The organism is Halomonas sp. SpR1 (genome assembly GCF_031010175.1).
In the GTDB taxonomy this organism is placed as follows: Bacteria; Pseudomonadota; Gammaproteobacteria; order Pseudomonadales; family Halomonadaceae; genus Vreelandella.
This window is the reverse complement of the sequence record NZ_JAUAMB010000001.1, coordinates 104,692-122,117: the sequence shown is the minus strand read 5'-3', so window position 1 is coordinate 122,117 and position 17,426 is coordinate 104,692. Positions and strand designations below refer to the sequence as shown.

The 17,426-nt window shown below is 54.6% G+C and carries 19 protein-coding genes; 12 read left to right on the top strand and 7 right to left on the bottom strand.

The window, feature by feature from the left end; genetic code table 11:
* Positions 1–35 precede the first annotated feature (35 nt).
* The 5 genes from QT231_RS00590 (at position 36) to QT231_RS00570 (ending at position 3,998) form a co-directional block, all read left to right on the top strand.
* Entirely contained in the window at positions 36–1,778 is a 1,743-nt protein-coding gene (locus QT231_RS00590) for a ribonucleoside triphosphate reductase (protein WP_308335022.1), read from the top strand.
* Between the two features lie 43 nt (positions 1,779–1,821).
* On the top strand, positions 1,822–1,986 hold the full coding sequence (gene nrdD, locus QT231_RS00585; protein WP_308335021.1) for an anaerobic ribonucleoside-triphosphate reductase: 165 nt from the start codon (positions 1,822–1,824) through the stop codon (positions 1,984–1,986).
* Positions 1,987–2,054: 68 nt separating this feature from the next.
* Positions 2,055–2,804, top strand: a complete 750-nt coding sequence (locus tag QT231_RS00580) for an anaerobic ribonucleoside-triphosphate reductase activating protein (RefSeq protein ID WP_308335020.1) — start codon at positions 2,055–2,057, stop codon at positions 2,802–2,804.
* Positions 2,805–2,922: 118 nt separating this feature from the next.
* Positions 2,923–3,369: an Rrf2 family transcriptional regulator gene (locus tag QT231_RS00575; protein ID WP_308335019.1), complete on the top strand. Its 447-nt coding sequence runs from the start codon at positions 2,923–2,925 to the stop codon at positions 3,367–3,369.
* Positions 3,370–3,476: 107 nt separating this feature from the next.
* Positions 3,477–3,998, top strand: a complete 522-nt coding sequence (locus QT231_RS00570) for a hypothetical protein (protein ID WP_308335018.1) — start codon at positions 3,477–3,479, stop codon at positions 3,996–3,998.
* 4 nt (positions 3,999–4,002) lie between these two features.
* On the opposite strand, the gene QT231_RS00565 is transcribed toward QT231_RS00570, so the two are convergent.
* Positions 4,003–5,214 carry an NnrS family protein gene (locus QT231_RS00565; RefSeq protein WP_308335017.1) on the bottom strand — a complete coding sequence of 404 codons (1,212 nt, stop codon included), beginning with the start codon at positions 5,212–5,214 and terminating at the stop codon, positions 4,003–4,005.
* A gap of 221 nt (positions 5,215–5,435) precedes the next feature.
* On the opposite strand from QT231_RS00565, the gene hmpA reads away from it, so the two are divergent.
* Positions 5,436–6,608 (top strand): NO-inducible flavohemoprotein, encoded by a 1,173-nt coding sequence (gene hmpA, locus QT231_RS00560; RefSeq protein ID WP_308335016.1) that lies wholly within the window; start codon positions 5,436–5,438, stop codon positions 6,606–6,608.
* A gap of 64 nt (positions 6,609–6,672) precedes the next feature.
* Here hmpA and QT231_RS00555 read toward each other — a convergent pair whose 3' ends face one another.
* Positions 6,673–7,170 (bottom strand): SCP2 sterol-binding domain-containing protein, encoded by a 498-nt coding sequence (locus QT231_RS00555; protein WP_308335015.1) that lies wholly within the window; start codon positions 7,168–7,170, stop codon positions 6,673–6,675.
* Between the two features lie 197 nt (positions 7,171–7,367).
* Between QT231_RS00555 and QT231_RS00550 the strand changes: the two genes are divergently transcribed.
* Both QT231_RS00550 and QT231_RS00545 read left to right on the top strand, forming a co-directional pair.
* Positions 7,368–7,934, top strand: a complete 567-nt coding sequence (locus tag QT231_RS00550; RefSeq protein WP_308335014.1) for a cytochrome c oxidase subunit 3 family protein — start codon at positions 7,368–7,370, stop codon at positions 7,932–7,934.
* Positions 7,935–7,947: 13 nt separating this feature from the next.
* Positions 7,948–8,247: a hypothetical protein gene (locus QT231_RS00545; RefSeq protein ID WP_308335013.1), complete on the top strand. Its 300-nt coding sequence runs from the start codon at positions 7,948–7,950 to the stop codon at positions 8,245–8,247.
* A 15-nt stretch (positions 8,248–8,262) separates the two neighbouring features.
* Here the strand turns inward: QT231_RS00545 and QT231_RS00540 are convergent, their stop codons facing one another.
* The 5 genes from QT231_RS00540 to QT231_RS00520 all read right to left on the bottom strand — a co-directional run bounded on the left by QT231_RS00540 (position 8,263) and on the right by QT231_RS00520 (position 13,182).
* Positions 8,263–8,493, bottom strand: a complete 231-nt coding sequence (locus QT231_RS00540) for a hypothetical protein (RefSeq protein ID WP_308335012.1) — start codon at positions 8,491–8,493, stop codon at positions 8,263–8,265.
* An 11-nt stretch (positions 8,494–8,504) separates the two neighbouring features.
* Positions 8,505–10,448: a VWA domain-containing protein gene (locus QT231_RS00535; RefSeq protein ID WP_308335011.1), complete on the bottom strand. Its 1,944-nt coding sequence runs from the start codon at positions 10,446–10,448 to the stop codon at positions 8,505–8,507.
* 9 nt (positions 10,449–10,457) lie between these two features.
* On the bottom strand, positions 10,458–11,270 hold the full coding sequence (locus QT231_RS00530) for a CbbQ/NirQ/NorQ/GpvN family protein (RefSeq protein ID WP_308335010.1): 813 nt from the start codon (positions 11,268–11,270) through the stop codon (positions 10,458–10,460).
* A 65-nt stretch (positions 11,271–11,335) separates the two neighbouring features.
* On the bottom strand, positions 11,336–12,691 hold the full coding sequence (locus QT231_RS00525; RefSeq protein WP_308335009.1) for a cbb3-type cytochrome c oxidase subunit I: 1,356 nt from the start codon (positions 12,689–12,691) through the stop codon (positions 11,336–11,338).
* Positions 12,692–12,729: 38 nt separating this feature from the next.
* Complete coding sequence (locus tag QT231_RS00520; RefSeq protein WP_308335008.1) at positions 12,730–13,182, bottom strand: cytochrome c; 453 nt, start codon at positions 13,180–13,182, stop codon at positions 12,730–12,732.
* A gap of 459 nt (positions 13,183–13,641) precedes the next feature.
* On the opposite strand from QT231_RS00520, the gene QT231_RS00515 reads away from it, so the two are divergent.
* The 4 genes from QT231_RS00515 to nosR all read left to right on the top strand — a co-directional run bounded on the left by QT231_RS00515 (position 13,642) and on the right by nosR (position 17,425).
* Positions 13,642–14,208 (top strand): Yip1 family protein, encoded by a 567-nt coding sequence (locus tag QT231_RS00515; protein WP_308335007.1) that lies wholly within the window; start codon positions 13,642–13,644, stop codon positions 14,206–14,208.
* A gap of 69 nt (positions 14,209–14,277) precedes the next feature.
* Positions 14,278–14,628: a DUF488 family protein gene (locus tag QT231_RS00510; RefSeq protein ID WP_308335006.1), complete on the top strand. Its 351-nt coding sequence runs from the start codon at positions 14,278–14,280 to the stop codon at positions 14,626–14,628.
* A gap of 323 nt (positions 14,629–14,951) precedes the next feature.
* Entirely contained in the window at positions 14,952–15,254 is a 303-nt protein-coding gene (locus QT231_RS00505; protein ID WP_308335005.1) for a c-type cytochrome, read from the top strand.
* A gap of 26 nt (positions 15,255–15,280) precedes the next feature.
* Positions 15,281–17,425, top strand: a complete 2,145-nt coding sequence (gene nosR, locus QT231_RS00500; protein ID WP_308335004.1) for a transcriptional regulator NosR — start codon at positions 15,281–15,283, stop codon at positions 17,423–17,425.
* The last annotated feature ends 1 nt before the right edge of the window (position 17,426 follow it).

Here is a 17,426-nt window from a genome sequence, read left to right as displayed (position 1 = left end):
ATTTTAATAAATATTGGCATATATAGGAGATAACGGTGACAACCACCACCCGCGTTCAGGTAGCCAAGCGTCATATCGATGTCGCTTCGACGGTCAACGAGTACCTTCAGCGCGCCGATTGGCGTGTCCATGCCAATGCCAACCAGGGCTATTCATTGGGCGGCTTGATCCTCAATGTCTCGGGTAAGTTAATCGCCAACTACTGGCTCGATGAGGTTTACCCGCATGCCATAGGTGAAGCCCACCGAGAAGGTGACCTGCATATTCATGACCTGGATATGCTCTGCGGCTATTGCGCCGGATGGTCGCTGCGCACTCTGCTGCTTGAGGGGTTCAATGGTGTGCCGGGGCGCGCCGAAAGCCATCCACCCTGCCACCTATCCAGCGCCCTGGGGCAAATGGTCAATTTTCTGGGTACCCTGCAGAATGAGTGGGCCGGGGCTCAAGCCTTCAGTTCTTTCGATACCTATCTGGCGCCCTATGTGCGCAAGGACGGGCTGACCTACACACAAGTCAAGCAGGCACTCCAGGAGTTCATTTACAACCTCAATGTGCCGTCGCGCTGGGGTAGTCAGACACCCTTCACCAACCTGACGTTTGACTGGGTCTGCCCCGAAGACTTACGCCAGCAGATACCCGTTATCGGTGGTGAGGAGCAGCCGTTCAGCTATGGTGAACTGCAGGTTGAAATGGACTTGCTCAACCGGGCCTACCTGGAAATCATGGAGGCCGGCGACCGCCATGGACGGGTGTTCACCTTCCCGATCCCTACCTATAACATCACCCATGATTTTGATTGGGAAAGTGATAACGCCGAACGGCTATTTGCACTGACCGCCAAGTACGGCCTGCCCTACTTTCAAAACTTTCTAAATTCGGATCTTGAACCTCACATGGTTCGCTCCATGTGCTGTCGCCTGCAGCTTGATTTGAGTGAACTGCTCAAACGCGGCAATGGGCTATTCGGCAGCGCCGAGCAAACGGGCTCGCTGGGCGTGGTGACAATCAATTGTGCCCGACTGGGTTATCGCTTTGCCGGTGACCAAGCGGGGCTGTACAACGAACTGGATCGCCTGCTGTCGCTTGGACGCGATAGTCTCGAACTCAAGCGCGAGCGTATTCAGCAACTGATAGACCAGGGCCTTTACCCCTACACCCAGCGCTACCTGGGCACGCTACGCAACCATTTCTCGACCCTGGGCGTGAACGGGCTCAACGAAATGGTGCGCAACTTCAGCGCGGACCGCTTCGACATCGCCGATCCACAGGGGCTGCAGCTGGCGCTTGATCTGCTTGATCACGTCCGGGAGCGGATGCGTGAATTTCAGGAACAGACCGGTCATATGTACAACCTCGAAGCCACGCCGGCGGAGGGCACCACTCACCGTTTTGCCCGGGAGGATCTGGCGCGTTTTCCTGACATTCTACAGGCTGGCACGCCAGAGGCGCCTTATTACACTAACTCCAGCCAATTACCGGTTGGCCATACCGATGACCCTTTTGAGGCGTTGAGCCACCAGGATCCCTTACAAACGCGCTATACCGGCGGCACGGTGCTGCATCTTTATATGCGTGAGCGGATCACGTCGGCCGCCGCCTGTCGCAAGCTGGTAAAAACGGCGCTCGCTCACTTTCGCTTACCCTACCTCACCGTGACCCCCACTTTTTCGATCTGCCCGGTACATGGCTACCTGGCCGGTGAACATGAGTTCTGCCCTAAGTGCGATGAAGCACTATGGGCACAAACGGCGGGCGCAACCGACGCCACCACGGCATGAGGCATTTGCCTCACTCTTATCAACTCGTATAAGGAACTTTTTAATGCAAACCACTCGATACGCTAGATTGCCCACAGAACAGCGCCAGCGCTGCGAAGTCTGGACCCGGGTCATGGGCTACCACCGGCCGGTAAGCCAGTTCAATATTGGTAAGCGTGCTGAACACCAGGAACGCCGCCATTTTACTGAAGGCGCCGCCTCGCTGTAACTAACCCTTATCTCTCACTCACGACGGCAGGGGGCCTGGCGACAGGCCCCCTGTATGGGGTTATCACAATGACTCTTCTCACGGGACTTGATGACACAAGCGCTCAACCCAACTCGATTCGGCTGCCCATCGCCGGGCTTGTTCCCATGACAACCCTGGACTACCCCGATCATCTGGCGTGTGTTGTTTTTCTGCAAGGCTGCCCGCTACGCTGCGGCTACTGTCACAACCCCAGCATGATCCCACCGCGACGGGGTGAGCCCCATGAGTGGCAAGCAATACTGGAATTTCTGAGTACCCGGCGAAATTTATTGGAAGCCGTCGTTTTCAGCGGCGGTGAGCCAACCGTGAACGCCGGTTTGCCTGCTGCGGCAAAGGAAGTGAAAGCACTGGGTTTTAAGGTAGGGCTGCATACTGCCGGCCCTTATCCTGACCGCCTCACCCGGCTGTTACCACACCTTGACTGGGTAGGGCTGGATGTAAAAGGACGAGGCAAAGAGTTTGACCGTATATGCGGTCGTCCCGGCATCTGGCAACGGCATTCCCGTAGCTTGGGAATTCTGCTCGACAGCGGACTCAGTTTCGAGTGCCGCACCACTATCCACTGGAAAGATTTTCAGCTTGCCGATGTGGAACGCCTGGCGCTGACCCTTGCCGACTGCGGCGTACGTCACTACGCGCTGCAGGTAGCTCGCGGCGGGCAGTGCCTTGACGCCAGCTATGCGCAGCCGGTTACCCATGCCCCCTCTACCGCTCGATTAAATGCGCTGGTCAAACGTTTGGCACCGCATTTTAGCCGATTTGAGCTGCGCCACTAACTCTTCCCTTTTAGATCCAGGTCAGCATTATGCGCCTATGTTCTGATTGCATCTTACTGAACGTTCATACAACATGCTTGTTTTATAGCCAGGTTACCAGCGGAGCACAGCGCACTCCATGCATCTCACCCGATTCACCGATTATTCAATACGCGTATTGATCTTTCTTGCGGTAAAAGGAGAAGAGCGCTCTACTATCAATGAGATCGCTGAAACCTTTGATATCTCACGTAATCATCTGATGAAAGTCGTTCAAGAGCTTAGTCAGAAGAACTACGTTACCGCTATCCGGGGCAAGAATGGCGGCTTATTGCTTACACGCGACCCTGCGACTATCGGGCTGGGTAAACTCGTACGCGAAATGGAACATGGCATGGAATTAGTGGAGTGTTTTCATAGCGATAACAACTGCATTATCACGCCCTCTTGCCGTCTCCAACCCATTCTAAACGAAGCACTCTCAGCGTTTCTGGAGGTGCTTGACCGCTATACCCTGGCAGACGTGTTGTCCAATCGTTACCCGCAGTTGGCAGGGTTATTGCGTATCCCCACCGTCAATGTCTAACGATCACTAGGTTTGATCCCAGACAGGAAAACCCTACATAGATGCACTAAAATAGATGCATAAATAATACATCTTAATGTCTTCTACTTTGCCAAATGAGGTTCTGTATGGCTAACGCCCCATCATCCATGCCCTCCACTTCCCAATCCCAGACCACATCAACTATTCACACCACACCTATGCATACCTCAACTATGCCCCCCTCAACTGCGGACACCTCAAATGGCGTAAAGAAAAGCCGTGGGCGGGGCACGGCTATCGTGGTCTATATGCTCTTTTTGGGTAGCGTGTTAGCTGTAGTCACCGCCCCCATTGGGGTGCTCCTCGCCCATCTGAAAAAAAAAGATGCAGAGGAGTGGGTCGCTTCCCATCTGCAGTTTCAGATTCGGACGTTCTGGTTAGGCGTACTCGGCGGGGTGGTATTCACGGCTCTTTGGCACTTACTGGGGTGGATTGGGTTACCGGCAATGGCCCCCTGGGCATTGGGTTATCTCTATTTCACTGCCTGTCTGATTTGGCTGGTGGGCCGTTGCGGGGTAGGCATCACTCACCTCACTAACAACCGTCCTGTAGCAAACCCACGCAGCCTTGCTTTTGGCGGTGCGCGGGTCACTCTCGCCGATCGTTAATACGTCAGCCATCCTGTCCGTCGACTCGCGCCTGCATCAGTGGCCATGTGTAGTGCATTAGAAATATGGCGTAGGCCACGCACCAGAAAATGATGCTCAGCGTATAAGTCCAGTGGGTAATTTGAGGAAAAAATGCTAATACGGGTGAACGCACCAAGGCGGCTATTAGCATCAATCCCAGCGCCATACCTATCCCCGGCAAGGTGCGTATAGGGCGGCCAGTATGACCTAGCGAAACCCTAGCCATCATTGCCAGCATCATGGTGCCCATGCCACCAATAGTCAGGGCGTGCACGGCAAGTTCGGTGCGCATCAGCCCCATGAGCGACAACCCCCACATGATAAGCCCTAGCGGGATACAGGCGTAGCTACCGTGCAGCCCCCAAAGTAAAGGTTCGCGCCAGCTATGGAGCCCGCCCCAGCGCGTCATGCGAACAGTATTGGCCAACGCAGCTAAAAGCATTACCCCGCCCAGTAATAAAGCAGGAACGGCAACCCCCAGCATAATGGCTAATTGCAGCAGCACTACGCCGGCCGTGCTAACCAGCGTCACCCCTTCAAGTAACGGAATAGGTTCAGGTTTGGCGCGTCCCAGACGGTTGGCGGTAAACATGGCAATCACGCGTCCACCCACAACCGTCATCATCAATGTGATTAACAGAACGGCTAAGTAGGCGGCCTGGCGGATCAACTCGGCGTTGCCCTTCATCACCCCCAAGTGCATCGCCAGGTTGGCAGCGGCAAACAGCAACAGTACGGGAATAAAGATCAAGTTGCGCCAACGCTTTGCGGTGATGACCAGACGCGCCATCACTACGGCGACCACGGGTAGAAAGGCAAGGTCAACCGCCAGCAGCAACCATCCCGGCAGCCCCATAGGGAACGCCATCAGCACCCTGCCTAATAGCCATAACAGCACCAAACCCAATAGCGGGCCGCCGTTTAAACTCGGTAATCCGGTCCAGTTACGCACAGCGGTAAGCAAAAATCCCCCGACCACCGCCGCGGCAAAGCCAAACAGCATTTCATGCTGATGCCAGAACACCAAGCCGCCATAGGGTCGCAGCAGGATGTTGCCATGCCAAAAGGCTAACCAAACCAGCAAAGATGCAACACTGAACAGTGCGGCCAATAGGAAAAAGGGCCGAAAAGCCAGGCGCAGCAACGGTCGTTGCATGAGCTTAGTGGCCGGCTGGGCGGAGGTGAAGGACGACATGGCAAAATACCCCACTGATTTACTGTAACGTGCATTGTGCGTCAGGCTAATGACCAAAACCATGACAAGTATCAAAAATACATCTTTATGCTCTGATTGAACTAGAGAGGGTCAATGGCAGGCGCTTCTGCAACCTTCATTCACCCTTTCATGGTTGTTAATTCTAGCTCTTTGGCGTTAAGATGCATATGTAATGAATCTTAACACTTGAGGTATTATCCGTGCTAACAGATGAGCAGGAAAAGCTGATTAACGCGACAGCTCCCGTCGTGGCCGAACACCTGAATGCGATTACACAGCGCTTCTATCCACTGATGTTCATCCGCTACCCAGAGGTCAAGCCGCTTTTTAATGAAGTTCATCAGCAAAGTGGTGGTCAGCCCCGCGCCCTGGCCAACGCCGTGTTGGCCTATGTTCAACTGCGCAGTAACCCTGCTCAAGCACGCGCCACTCTGGATGTCGTGGTCAGTAAACACGTTTCATTAGGCATTCTTCCTGAGCAGTATCCTATTGTCGGTGAGTGCCTGCTGGCAGCCATTGGCGAAGTACTCGGCGATGCCGTAACACCCGAAATCGCCGATGCCTGGGGCGCACTGTATAACGAGCTTGCCGCCCTTCTGATCGACCTCGAAGATCAGCGCTATCGCGAATTCGAACAGCGTCCCGGCGGCTGGCGCGGCACACGTCGTTTCAAGATCGCCAGCACCCAGCAGGAAAGCGCTTTGATTCGTTCGTTTATACTCGAACCCGAGGACGGGGGCCGCGTGGCTGACCATGAGCCAGGTCAGTATATCGGTGTCCGACTCCCCATTGACGGGGAGCCGGTCTACCGACACTACAGCCTCTCGGACACGCCAAATGGCCGAAGCTACCGAATCTCAATCAAACGCGAAGAACAGGGGCGCGTCAGCCGCTATTTCCATGATGTGCTAACGCCAGGCGACACTCTGGAACTGTTACCGCCGGCAGGAGACCTCACCTTGGTTGACGGCGACGAGCCTCTACTGCTTGCCAGCGGCGGTGTTGGTCAAACACCCCTGCTCCCCATGGCGCGCCAAGCCTTGTCCCTTGGGCGGCAGGTCACCTATCTACACGCTGCCTTGGATGCCGAGCACCAGGCCTTTAAAGACGAATTAGAGGCGTTGAAAAACGAGTATCCTCAGCGTCTTCAGGCCGTGCGCATTCATGAGCGCGGCAACGAAGCCGAACATATCGGTCGTATCGACCGCAGCTTATTAGCTCACTACCTGCCTGATCTTAAGGCACGCTGCTATTTTGTTGGCCCCCAAGGATTTATGACGGCGATTAATAGTGCGCTGTCTGAACTGGGTGTCGACGAGGATCGTCGCCACTTTGAGCACTTTGGGCCGTCTCACCCGCTCGACGCTGCCTGATGTTGGGCGGCCCCGGCAGTATAGCCGGGGCCGCCTAGCCATAGTTCAGTAGTGTAGAATCAAGTCACTCCCTGCGCGCCAAGCGCTCCAGCCCCAGCAGCAACTCCCCGAAACGCCCTTGTGCAAGGCCTTCCTCGCAACCATCGAGTAGATTCTTGAGCGTCAACCCCAGCTCCGTATCCCCTTCAATGATCAAACGACGTTGGAAAAACAGACTGTCGGGATCCTCGCGGCGCGTGGCAAGGCACAAGAATTCACGCCAGCCGCCACGAATGGTTGCCTCGCCCTTCTCGCGGCATAATAGCAAGCGCTGGGATTCAAGCGTGAGGCTGAGCGTTACGCCTAAATCGGCAATAGTGAGACTAATGCGTCGACCTTCCAGCGCGTCAAACTCTCCCTCTGCAAGCGGTATAGCGAAGGTACGGTTGAGCAGGGGCTCCACGAGACGTCGTTTGATGGCAAAAGGAACCCGTGGATCAAGCGTTCGAATCACTTGATGAACGGTGACAGGCGGAGAAATTGCAAAAGAGGACAAGGAAAAAGACAGGGGCAGCAACGACATAACAAATACTCCGTGATAATGGCCTCATCGGCAAACACCAGGCGACTGATGCTAAGCGTTGCTGTGGAGCTGGTTACTGACACGCGTCAAAGAAGTCAAATATTGCACTGAAATTAACATGCATATAAAATATTATTTATATTCTTTGGCACAACGAATAGACCATGATTATAGATAACTCTGCTTAGGAAGGGTTAATGAGTCGCGACCTGCCCAACCCCGGATGGGGGCCGTTATCGGCATTACCTGGCAATCCCTTGATGTGGGTGCTGATTCTCAGCGAAATGCTGGTTTTCACCGCTTTCTTTGCGCTTTACGCTGCCCAGCGCGCCCTTGACCCCGCCCTTTTCAATGCCTCACAACAACAGCTCGACCCTGTGTTAGGCGGCATCAATACGCTGGTGCTGCTAACCAGCGGGCTCTGTGTCGCTTTTGCCGTGGAGGCAATAAGCGCCAAGCAACTTCGGCGCAGCCGACAGTGGCTAGCTGCAGCCATGCTGCTGGGCCTGGCGTTTTGCGTTATCAAGAGCATTGAGTACGCTGACAAATTTGCTGCCGGGTTAATGCCAGAAACCAACGTCTTTTTCGGTTTTTACTACGGTTTAACCGCCTTTCATTTTGCTCACGTTGTGTTCGGTTTGTTGCTGTTGGGCTTGGTAAGCTGGCGCGCCTCGACTGAGAACATAGAAACGGCGGCAGCCTTCTGGCATATGGTGGACTTGATATGGGTTCTGCTCTATCCGCTGATTTACCTACTTAGATAAACCTGAGGTAGCAATGACGGCACTCCCCGGTACACGACGCTTGCTGATTACCTGGGCCTTATTAATGGCGCTGACCGTGGTTTCCATGGTGTCAGCTCGGCTAGATCAGACCACCGACTGGCAGGCGCTTCCCCTATGGTCAGCCGCCCTGGTACTGATGGCGACCGGTTTCAAAGCCCACCGTGTGCTAATGGTCTATTTAAACTTGCGCGCAGCTACCTTAGTCTGGAAGGGAATTTTCATTGCCCTGACGCTGCTAACGCTAACGCTGATCGCCGCAGGCTATCTGGTCGGTCGCTTTCACATAACATGATAGCCCGAGTAGTTTTCAGCGCAGCGTGGAATCAGAACCCGAAGCGCCCGAAGACCGATGCGCTGTATTGGCCCAGGTCTCCAGCAGCCGGCCCAGGCGCATCAGGCCGTAAACGACAAAGGGCACTAGCAGCATTAGCGCCACTCCCCAATCACGGTTATTGATAAGCCATACCAGCGGCACAATGACGCCTAACGCGACCAAAGACCATAGGCTAATTGCCACGACGAAACGCCGGCGAGACATGAAAAACCTCCTTAGGAAGCAATAATCTGGCGGTAGATACTCGGCAGCGCCAGGGAGAGATGCTCGGGTCGCTGCACAATGGCATAACCACCCCGCCCGAACAGGTGAGGAATGTAACGCCCCGCCTCCCTGTCAATCGTTACCCCAAACACGCGCACTTCTTCCCGTCGCGCTTCAAGCACCGCTTTACGCGTGTCCTCAATACCATAGCGCCCTTCATAATAGTCGGTGTCATTAGGTTTGCCGTCGGTCAATAGCAATAGCAACCGATGTCGGTTAGGCCGTTTGGCAAGCGCCTGGGAAAGATGCCGAATAGCGGGCCCCATGCGCGTATAGTGGCCGGGCTTTAGTGCGGCAATCCGTCGTGACACACGCTCGCCCATGGGCTCATCAAAACTTTTCAGCGTATTGACCCAAACACGCTGACGGCGATGTGAGGTAAAGCTGTGAATAGCATAATCATCGCCGCACCCCGCAAGGCCATGACCCAAGACCAACAGCGCCTCTTTGGCCACATCCAGCACTCGCCGGTCTTCCAGCCACGCCTCGGTGGAAAGCGATACATCGACCAGGATTGAAACCGCCAAATCCCTCGCCTGGGTGCGGCTAGCCTGATAGAGACGATCGCTGGCTTCACCGGTTGCGGCGAGATCGCAGCGTGAGCGAATAACAGCATCCATATCCAACTCGCTGCCATCCAGCTGGCCACGTAGCGTCTCACGGCGCGGCCTGAGTGCTTCAAACTCACGTCTGACACGGCGAATGCGCCGTCTTGTCGTTTCATCCGGCTGCCAGGTCTCCCCTTCTTCGCTCTGGACATCGCTGAGTACCACACAATGGTCAGGCATATAGACTTGCTTACGATGATTCCATTCCGGATAGGTATGGCGCCCACGCAGCCATCCCCCACTGACTTCATCGGGAACCAGGTCAAGATCAAGCTTTAACTTGGAAGCCGCCTTCTTACGGTTGGCACTGAGCACAATTTCATCAATCTGATCGGCCGCCTGTTTGGCCTCATCATCTTCTTCATCCTCTACATGACGATTGAGATTGACCATCTCGGCCCAGGAGAGCATCTTTTCGGAAGCATTGAGCATCAAAGAGTCATCGCGGTCGGCCTGATCCTGCTCACGGCGGTCGGCCTTGCGCTTCCCATGGTCATCTTCCGGGGCGTTTTTTCCTGTAACCGGCGTCTCATCATCCTCCTGTTCGATTCGTGCGTCTCGATTCGTACCCAGGGTCACTGCCAGCCCCCATAGCGGTACCGGCAACGGTGGCCGGTAGCCCCGAGGGGCATGAAAGTCACCCAGGGATTCTCCGCCGTTGGCTATGGCACGGTACATGTCGCAGGCCCAGCCCTCTTGAGGCACGGGGCCACCGAGCAGTGCGCGCAGCGTCGTCTCCAATGCCGCTTCCATGGGGGGCAGCCGCTTGCGCTGCGGTCGAATGGCCAGTAATGCCTCACATAGCTTGGCGTGACGCGAAGCAAGCCCCGGAAAACGGGTAAGCGCCACCTTCGTCGCCCGGCGCGCCTCACATAACTGAAGAAGGTCACTCTGCAGCGGTTCTTCAACGATTGACATTCGTCGGGCACTCACCAGGTAAGCGACCAACCAAAGATAAAGATCGCGGTTTAAGGAAGCCTCTTCGAACAGCGCGATGCGCGGTGGTAATAGCAGGCTTTCTTCATCGCGCCGCGCTTGATCAAGTACTTCTTCGTCAAGCCCAAGCCGTTGGCGTAGCGACAAGCGATGCGAAGAACTGCGCCCCGCAATCGCGGCCACCTCAATACCCGCCTCGCCGCCCCCGGCGCGAAAGAAGACGCCGAGCATGGGACGCAGCGCTTCAAGGTATACTGCAGCTTCAGGATGGTCAGGGTAGCTTGCCGCACCAGAAGCCCAGCGGTGCCAATGCCTGCCGACAAACTCTTCGACTTCAAGAAATTCAAGCATGCAGTGCCCTCATCCAAAGGTCGCTTGAATGGCTTCCATCAGCCCTTCCTGCACATCTGCGTCATCGCTTAGCGGCTCCACCAAGGTGGCGCGGGCAGCTTCCAAAATAGGCACTCCTGCGGCGATCAGGGTAGCGCAGTAAACCAGCAGGCGAGTGGAAACGCCCTCTTCTAAATCCTGCCCCTTCATGGCCCGCAGGCTGGCGGCAAGATTGACCAGCGCGGCGCACTGATCGTCTGGCAGGCCGCTCTCTCGAGCGACGATGTCGCGTTCCACCTTGGGAGGTGGAAAATCAAACGACATGGCAAGGAAACGCTGGCGAGTGCTGGGTTTTAGCGATTTGAGAATATGCTGATAGCCTGGGTTATAAGACACCACCAACATGAAATCATCCGGCGCTTCAAGCAGTTCACCGGTACGCTCCAACGGCAACAAACGACGGTCATCGGTAAGCGGATGCAGCACCACCGTGACATCTTTACGCGCCTCTACCACCTCATCGAGATAGCAGATTCCCCCTTCGCGCACTGCGCGAGTAAGCGGGCCATCGACCCAGCGGGTCTCACCGCCCTGTAACAAGTAGCGGCCAGTAAGGTCAGCTGACGTTAGATCGTCATGACATGAAATAGTGAATAGTGGACGCCCTAACTTGGCGGCCATATGGCTAACAAAGCGCGTCTTACCACACCCAGTGGGGCCTTTAAGTAGCAGTGGCAAACGTTGCCGAAAGGCGTGCTCGAACATACTGCATTCATTGCCGACACTTTCGTAGAAGGGTATATCACGCTCATCGACACAATTAGCGACGGAAGAGAGAGGCATGGGGACACTCCATTGCCGAAAAAGATTAAAAAGGCAGCAAAAACGGCCCCGCAGGACCGTTGAGTTTAGATAGAGCCTGGCCCAGCAGTCATCTGAGTACCCCCTGCTGGCACTTGCTCACGAGCAGGCCCGAAGAAGGAGTAGAGCAACATGATCGCCCCCACGGCTACGGCTACGCCGGCACCCAGGCGCATGAGGTAGAACAAGCCCAACTGATCCTGTACTTCCATGTAATTCATGCCAATGACGCGTTGCAAATGTGTCTGTACAACCCCGGCGAAGGTCAGGGTAAAGGTCATAAAGCACATGGCACTGGTAACAATCCAAAAGCCCCACATGTTCAGTACCTGGTTGTACGGCTGTACGCGGCGAATCTGTGGCATGGCGTAGGTAATCACGCCAAGTATCAGCATTACGTAGGCGCCGTAGAAAGCCAGGTGGCCATGCGCGGCGGTCACCTGAGTACCATGGCTGTAGTAATTCACGAACGAGAGTGTATGCATAAAGCCCCATACACCCGCGCCAAAGAAGGCAATAGTCGGGCAGCCTAGCGCCCATAGCATGGCCGCTTTATTAGGGTGGTTACGGCTGCCCTTCCAGAACATGGTAAAGGCTAAGACCACCATGGCGAAGAAAGGCGCCACTTCAAGCGTCGAGAAGATACTGCCGATAGGCTGCCAGTAGCCAGGCGCACCGATCCAGTAGTAGTGGTGCCCGGTGCCCAGCAGGCCAGAGAATAGCGCCAGCCCAACAATGATATACAGCCACTTCTCGATTACTTCACGATCCACGCCGGTCATCTTGATCAGCAGGTAACCCAGCAAGGAAGCCATAATCAACTCCCATACACCTTCCACCCAGAGGTGCACCACCCACCACCAGTAGAGCTTGTCTACCGCCAGATTGCTCGGGTTGTAGAAAGCGAATAACCAGAACACCGCCGCTAGCCAAAGCCCCAGCATCAACACCAGATTGATAGCGGTCTTGCGCCCCTTGAGCAGTGTCATGCTGGTATTGAACAGAAACATTAGAAAAGAAATGGTAATGAGTATTTTCACCCAGAACGGCTGCTCCAGAAACTCCCGCCCTTCGTGGATCCCGAACTGATAGCCGACCAGCGCAGCGGCCCCGGCAAAAGCAAAGATCGCCAGTTGGATATACGCCAGCTTGGGACTATGAATTTCCCGTTCGGCTTCCTCTGGCATCAAATAGTAGGTACAGCCCATAAAACCGATCAATAGCCACACAATCAACAGATTGGTATGGCTGACACGCATGATATGAAAGGGCATCACCTCGGCCATGAAGTTGGGCCAAGCATAGACGGCGGCGGCCAGCAGCCCGAAGACAATTTGTAGTGTAAATAACGCCATGGCCACCATAAAGAAAGGCAAGGCGACCTTCTGGGTTTCATATTTCATTGTGCGGTTCTCCTTTATTCATCCGCTGTCTGGGTGTTTTAGCCAGCAGGATGCGGGGGCCAGTCCTGGTCGTCGATGCTATCTGTCCACTCTAGGAAGTCGATTAACGAGTTCATCTCTTCTTCGCTAAAGTCATAGGCGGGCATCTGGCGGCGACCTTCGATCCCCAATGGCTGGGCACGAATCCAGGCATTAATACCTGCTCGAGCGGCCTCAGGATTTTTATGGCCGCCATAACGCTCCCAGACGTTTCCCAACTCAGGAGCAAAGTAGGCGCCTTCCCCCATGATGCTATGGCAGTTGATACACATACTTTTTTCCCACACTTCTTTGCCATGCTTCACGGACTCGGTAAGGCCTTCACTGTCGGTAGAGACATTGGCCATGTACCAATGGCTATGAGCCGTTAGCGCAGCAAATAGCAGGAAGAAGAACAACGAACCACCGTAGAAAATATTGCGGGCCGCTGATTTAGTCATTCCATCAGCCATAAGCCATACTCCCTTGCTAGACTTGATAGGCCTTTGGCTGGCAAGCCGAAAGGCATTATTTTTTAAGATGCATATTATTTACATTTTAATGTTAGCAGAAGAACACCCCTGGCAACCTTGCCACAGATCAATTTTTGGCAAGAGCAAAAACTTTGTCACATTCAATATTGCTAATTGAAAAGAGCAAGAACGCAGCTTGTTCTTAATAAGCATGTACGAGCACTCTGTACGATTTGCACCAGTGCTTAGCAGCTTCAGAGGGAAGGGAAGCGATGCTATGACTTCTCAGGTTCCAGACGGGCATATGCCAATGCTGCTGATGTGGGTGACGCTCTCTTAAAACAGGATGAATTAAATTTCACTCTTGACAAAATACCAATATGCCTTAATTCTGAACATTAATATCACATTGTGATATTTTAAACCTATAACGATCACAACTGACCGCGAGGCTAGACAATGAACCCTCTAACCATTATTCAACTGCCCTTTTCTCATTTAGCAGGGTGGAAAGACCTCCAGCAACGCCATCCTTCAATCGCCACTCTAGCTTGGTGCATCGTGCTGCCCATGTCGTTGTTACCTCCCGTGATGCTCTATTACGCTGGCACCCACTACGGGGATATCTTCGCACCGGGCTTCGCTGACCGGCAGTGGCGCTTCATCACCACCATTCTGTTCCTGGCTGAACTGCTCACCTTCTTGGTAATGGGCTGGCTAATTCATGCGGTGGTCAATAGCGATCGCGATCTATCGATTAGCTACCACGACGCTTATTTGGTGGCAGCCCTAGCACCTTTGCCACTTTGGTCAGCAGCGATTGCTCTGTTAATCCCCAGCCTGTTGTTCAATGCTCTGGTAGTGCTGGTGGCACTAGGTATCTCTTGCAGCTTGGTCTACCACGGGCTGCAAGCTCTGTGTAAACGCTCAACAAATGACGTAACAACGATGTCCGCTACTTACACCGTTATGGCCGCCGGGGTGTTGGCGTGGGGTTTACTAATGGCGATTGTTTGGGCGTACTAAGGTTCAGGTAGAACGGGAGCTATTAATTAGCTAGGTTTATTGAGTAACCCAGTGACTAACGAGGTAACGATGAGTATCGAATTGAAACGTGCCTACGAGACACCTCACAGCAACGATGGTTATCGTGTCCTAGTCGACGGAATCTGGCCGCGTGGGGTGTCCAAGGAAGAAGCCAAAATCGATGAATGGCGCAAGGAGGTCGCCCCAAGCAGCGAGCTTCGCAAAGTGTTTCATAATGGCTCTCTCGACTGGAGTGACTTCCGCCGTCGCTACCTCAAAGAGTTAACGCCCTATCGCGAGGCTCTTCGTGAGCTTGCACAACGTGCCAAGAAAGAGCGGGTTACTCTGGTGTTTGCCTCTAAGGACGAGCGCCGCAATAATGCCGAAGTGCTGCGTCAGTACTTGAACATGTTGAAATAATCCTTGCTGTAAAACCATCTCTACATCGCCACGCCCATAAGCGCCGTGGTGCATTGCCAATCGTCTGAATTTCGAGTTGCAATCACTATAACGACTGACGTTATCACCTACCCACTAAGGGGTAAGCCAGTGCTCTGTAGGGGTACACGAGTCTAAAAATGATCTAGGTCAACATAAGTTCCCCTCCTTTCTTTAAAGTGAACTTCATACCTTTTCTCGTACTTGAGAAATCGGTATCCAGCAACCCGTATCCCTCTATAAACCACATTGCCACGTTGCCGAATCGGCAATTTCAACCCAAAAGATGCATAAGGAATACTTCAATGAAAACCCTCGCGTCCATGCTGTTGCTCGGTGTTGTTGCTTCTATTTCGATTACCGCTCATGCGGATGGCGAAGCCACCTATAACCAAGCCTGCATGGCTTGCCACATGACAGGTGCCGCGGGAGCTCCCATTCGTGGCAATGCCGAGCACTGGGAGCCACGCCTGGAAAAGGGCACGGACACTCTGTACGACCACGCTATTAACGGTTTTCAGGCAATGCCGCCGAAGGGAGGTCAATTGGGCTTGAGCGATGACGAAGTGAAAGCTGCCGTCGACCACTTGCTAGAACCGGTTCTATAACGCTCTTGACCCGAAAGGAAACCACGATGCCCCCTGTGGCTTACCCGCGCCGTATTACCGGCATCTGGATTAGCTTACTGCTACTCCTGGCAATAACACTGCCCGCCCAAGCCATCGAACTGGAGCAGGTGCGCGAGGGGTTTCCCAATGCCGAGCGCCTTGAGGCAGCGGATTCCCAGTGGCCAGTAAGCCAGGTGCTTGATGGCGACGGTCAACTGCTCGGTTATGCTTTTGAGAGTGTAGAGGTCGCTCCAATCCCTGCCTACTCGGGCAAACCGGTCAATATGCTGGTAGCAATAGACCTGGATGGACGTATTGTTCAGGCCGACGTCCTCAGTCATTCAGAGCCGATCATGCTGGTGGGCATTCCCGAGTCGAAGCTGAATAGCTTCGCCAATGAGCACTTATCGGCCCACGTTAATGACAGGCTCAGGGTCGGCGACAATCTCGACGCCATCTCTGGCGCGACGGTGACCGTCATCGTCGTTAGCGACACCATCATGCGCAGTGCCAGGCAAGTGGCCGCCGAACAGCAGTTGATTGCCGACCTATCGCTCACCCCGGCGGCGCAGGTACGCGACGATGTTTTCGCCCCCGCCGACTGGAAAGAACTGACCGGCGACGGCACCATTCGCCGCCTGCATCTTACCCATGGCGAGGTCGATGAAAGCTTTGCTGGCACGCCTGCCGAAGATTACCTTCGCTCGCCACAGCCGTCTGATAAGACCTTCATCGAGCTGTTTTACACCTACCTCAACCCACCAACCGCTGGCCGCAACCTGCTGGGCGATACCGGCTATGAGCAGCTTATGGCCGAGCTGGGGCCTGACGAGCATGCCGTTGCCGTCATGGGCCGGGGCGACTACTCCTTTAAGGGCTCTGGGTATGTGCGCGGCGGCATCTTTGATCGCATCGAGCTTTCCCAGGGCAATACCCGAGTCAGCTTTCATGATTGCGATCACATCCGTCTGGGTGATCTGGCTCTCGACGGTGCGCCCTCATTGGCCGAGCGCGATATCTTCATCGTTCGCGAAGAAGCGGGCTTTGACCCCGGGCAACCCTGGCAGCTGGAATTACTGGTACGCCGCGCATCTGGCCCTTTGGACACCGAATTCAGTCGCTTCAGTGCCGATTACAGTATTCCCGAAGCCTATATAGAGCGGCCTGAGCCACCTGTGGAAGAGCCTATCTGGGTGCAGGTATGGCGGGACAAAGCATTTCAGATTGGAGTACTGGGTGCCAGCTTATTGGTACTCACCGGCATCATGCTATTCCAGGACGTGCTGGCGCGTCACCCAAGGGTACTGAATCCGCTGCGTCAGGGATTCAAGGTCTACACCCTGGTCTTTATTGGTTGGTACTCGCTGGCCCAGCTTTCAGTCGTCAATATCCTGACCTTCACCAATTCGCTGATCAGTGGCTTCAGTTGGTCGTCGTTTCTTATCGATCCAATGCTGTTCATCCTCTGGTCGTTTGTGGCGGTGAGCTTGCTGCTGTGGGGGCGCGGCGTGTTCTGTGGCTGGCTATGCCCCTTCGGCGCCTTGCAGGATTTGGTCAACCAGATCGCACGCAAACTTAAAGTAAAGCAGATAGAAGTACCTTTCGGCCTTCATGAGCGGCTCTGGGCGATCAAGTACATTATCCTGCTGGCCCTGTTCGCTGTCTCGCTACATTCGCTCGGCACCGCCGAACGCTACGCCGAGGTGGAGCCGTTCAAGACTGCGATCACACTGCGTTTCCAACGTGACTGGGCCTTCATTGTTTATGCCCTGGGCTTGGTGGCGATTTCTGCCTTCAACCACAAATTCTATTGCCGCTATCTGTGCCCGTTAGGCGCCGGGTTGGCAATCCCCTCTCGCCTACGCCTGTTCGACTGGCTCAAGCGCCACCGCGGTAGCTGCGGTACGCCGTGCCAGATCTGTGCCAATGAGTGCGAAGTGGCCGCCATCCACCCGGACGGCCGCATCAATGCCAATGAGTGCCACTACTGTCTCGACTGCCAAGTGACCTACCACGACGACCAGCGTTGCCCGCCCATGGTCAAGCGCCGCAAGCGCTTCGACAAAGCAACCAAGATGTCATCGCGCGGCAATAGCGTTGAGACCCAGCGGGATACCGCCACCGGTCAACAGGCCGAATGGCAACGCATCCCTCTTCACCAGCAAGAATGAC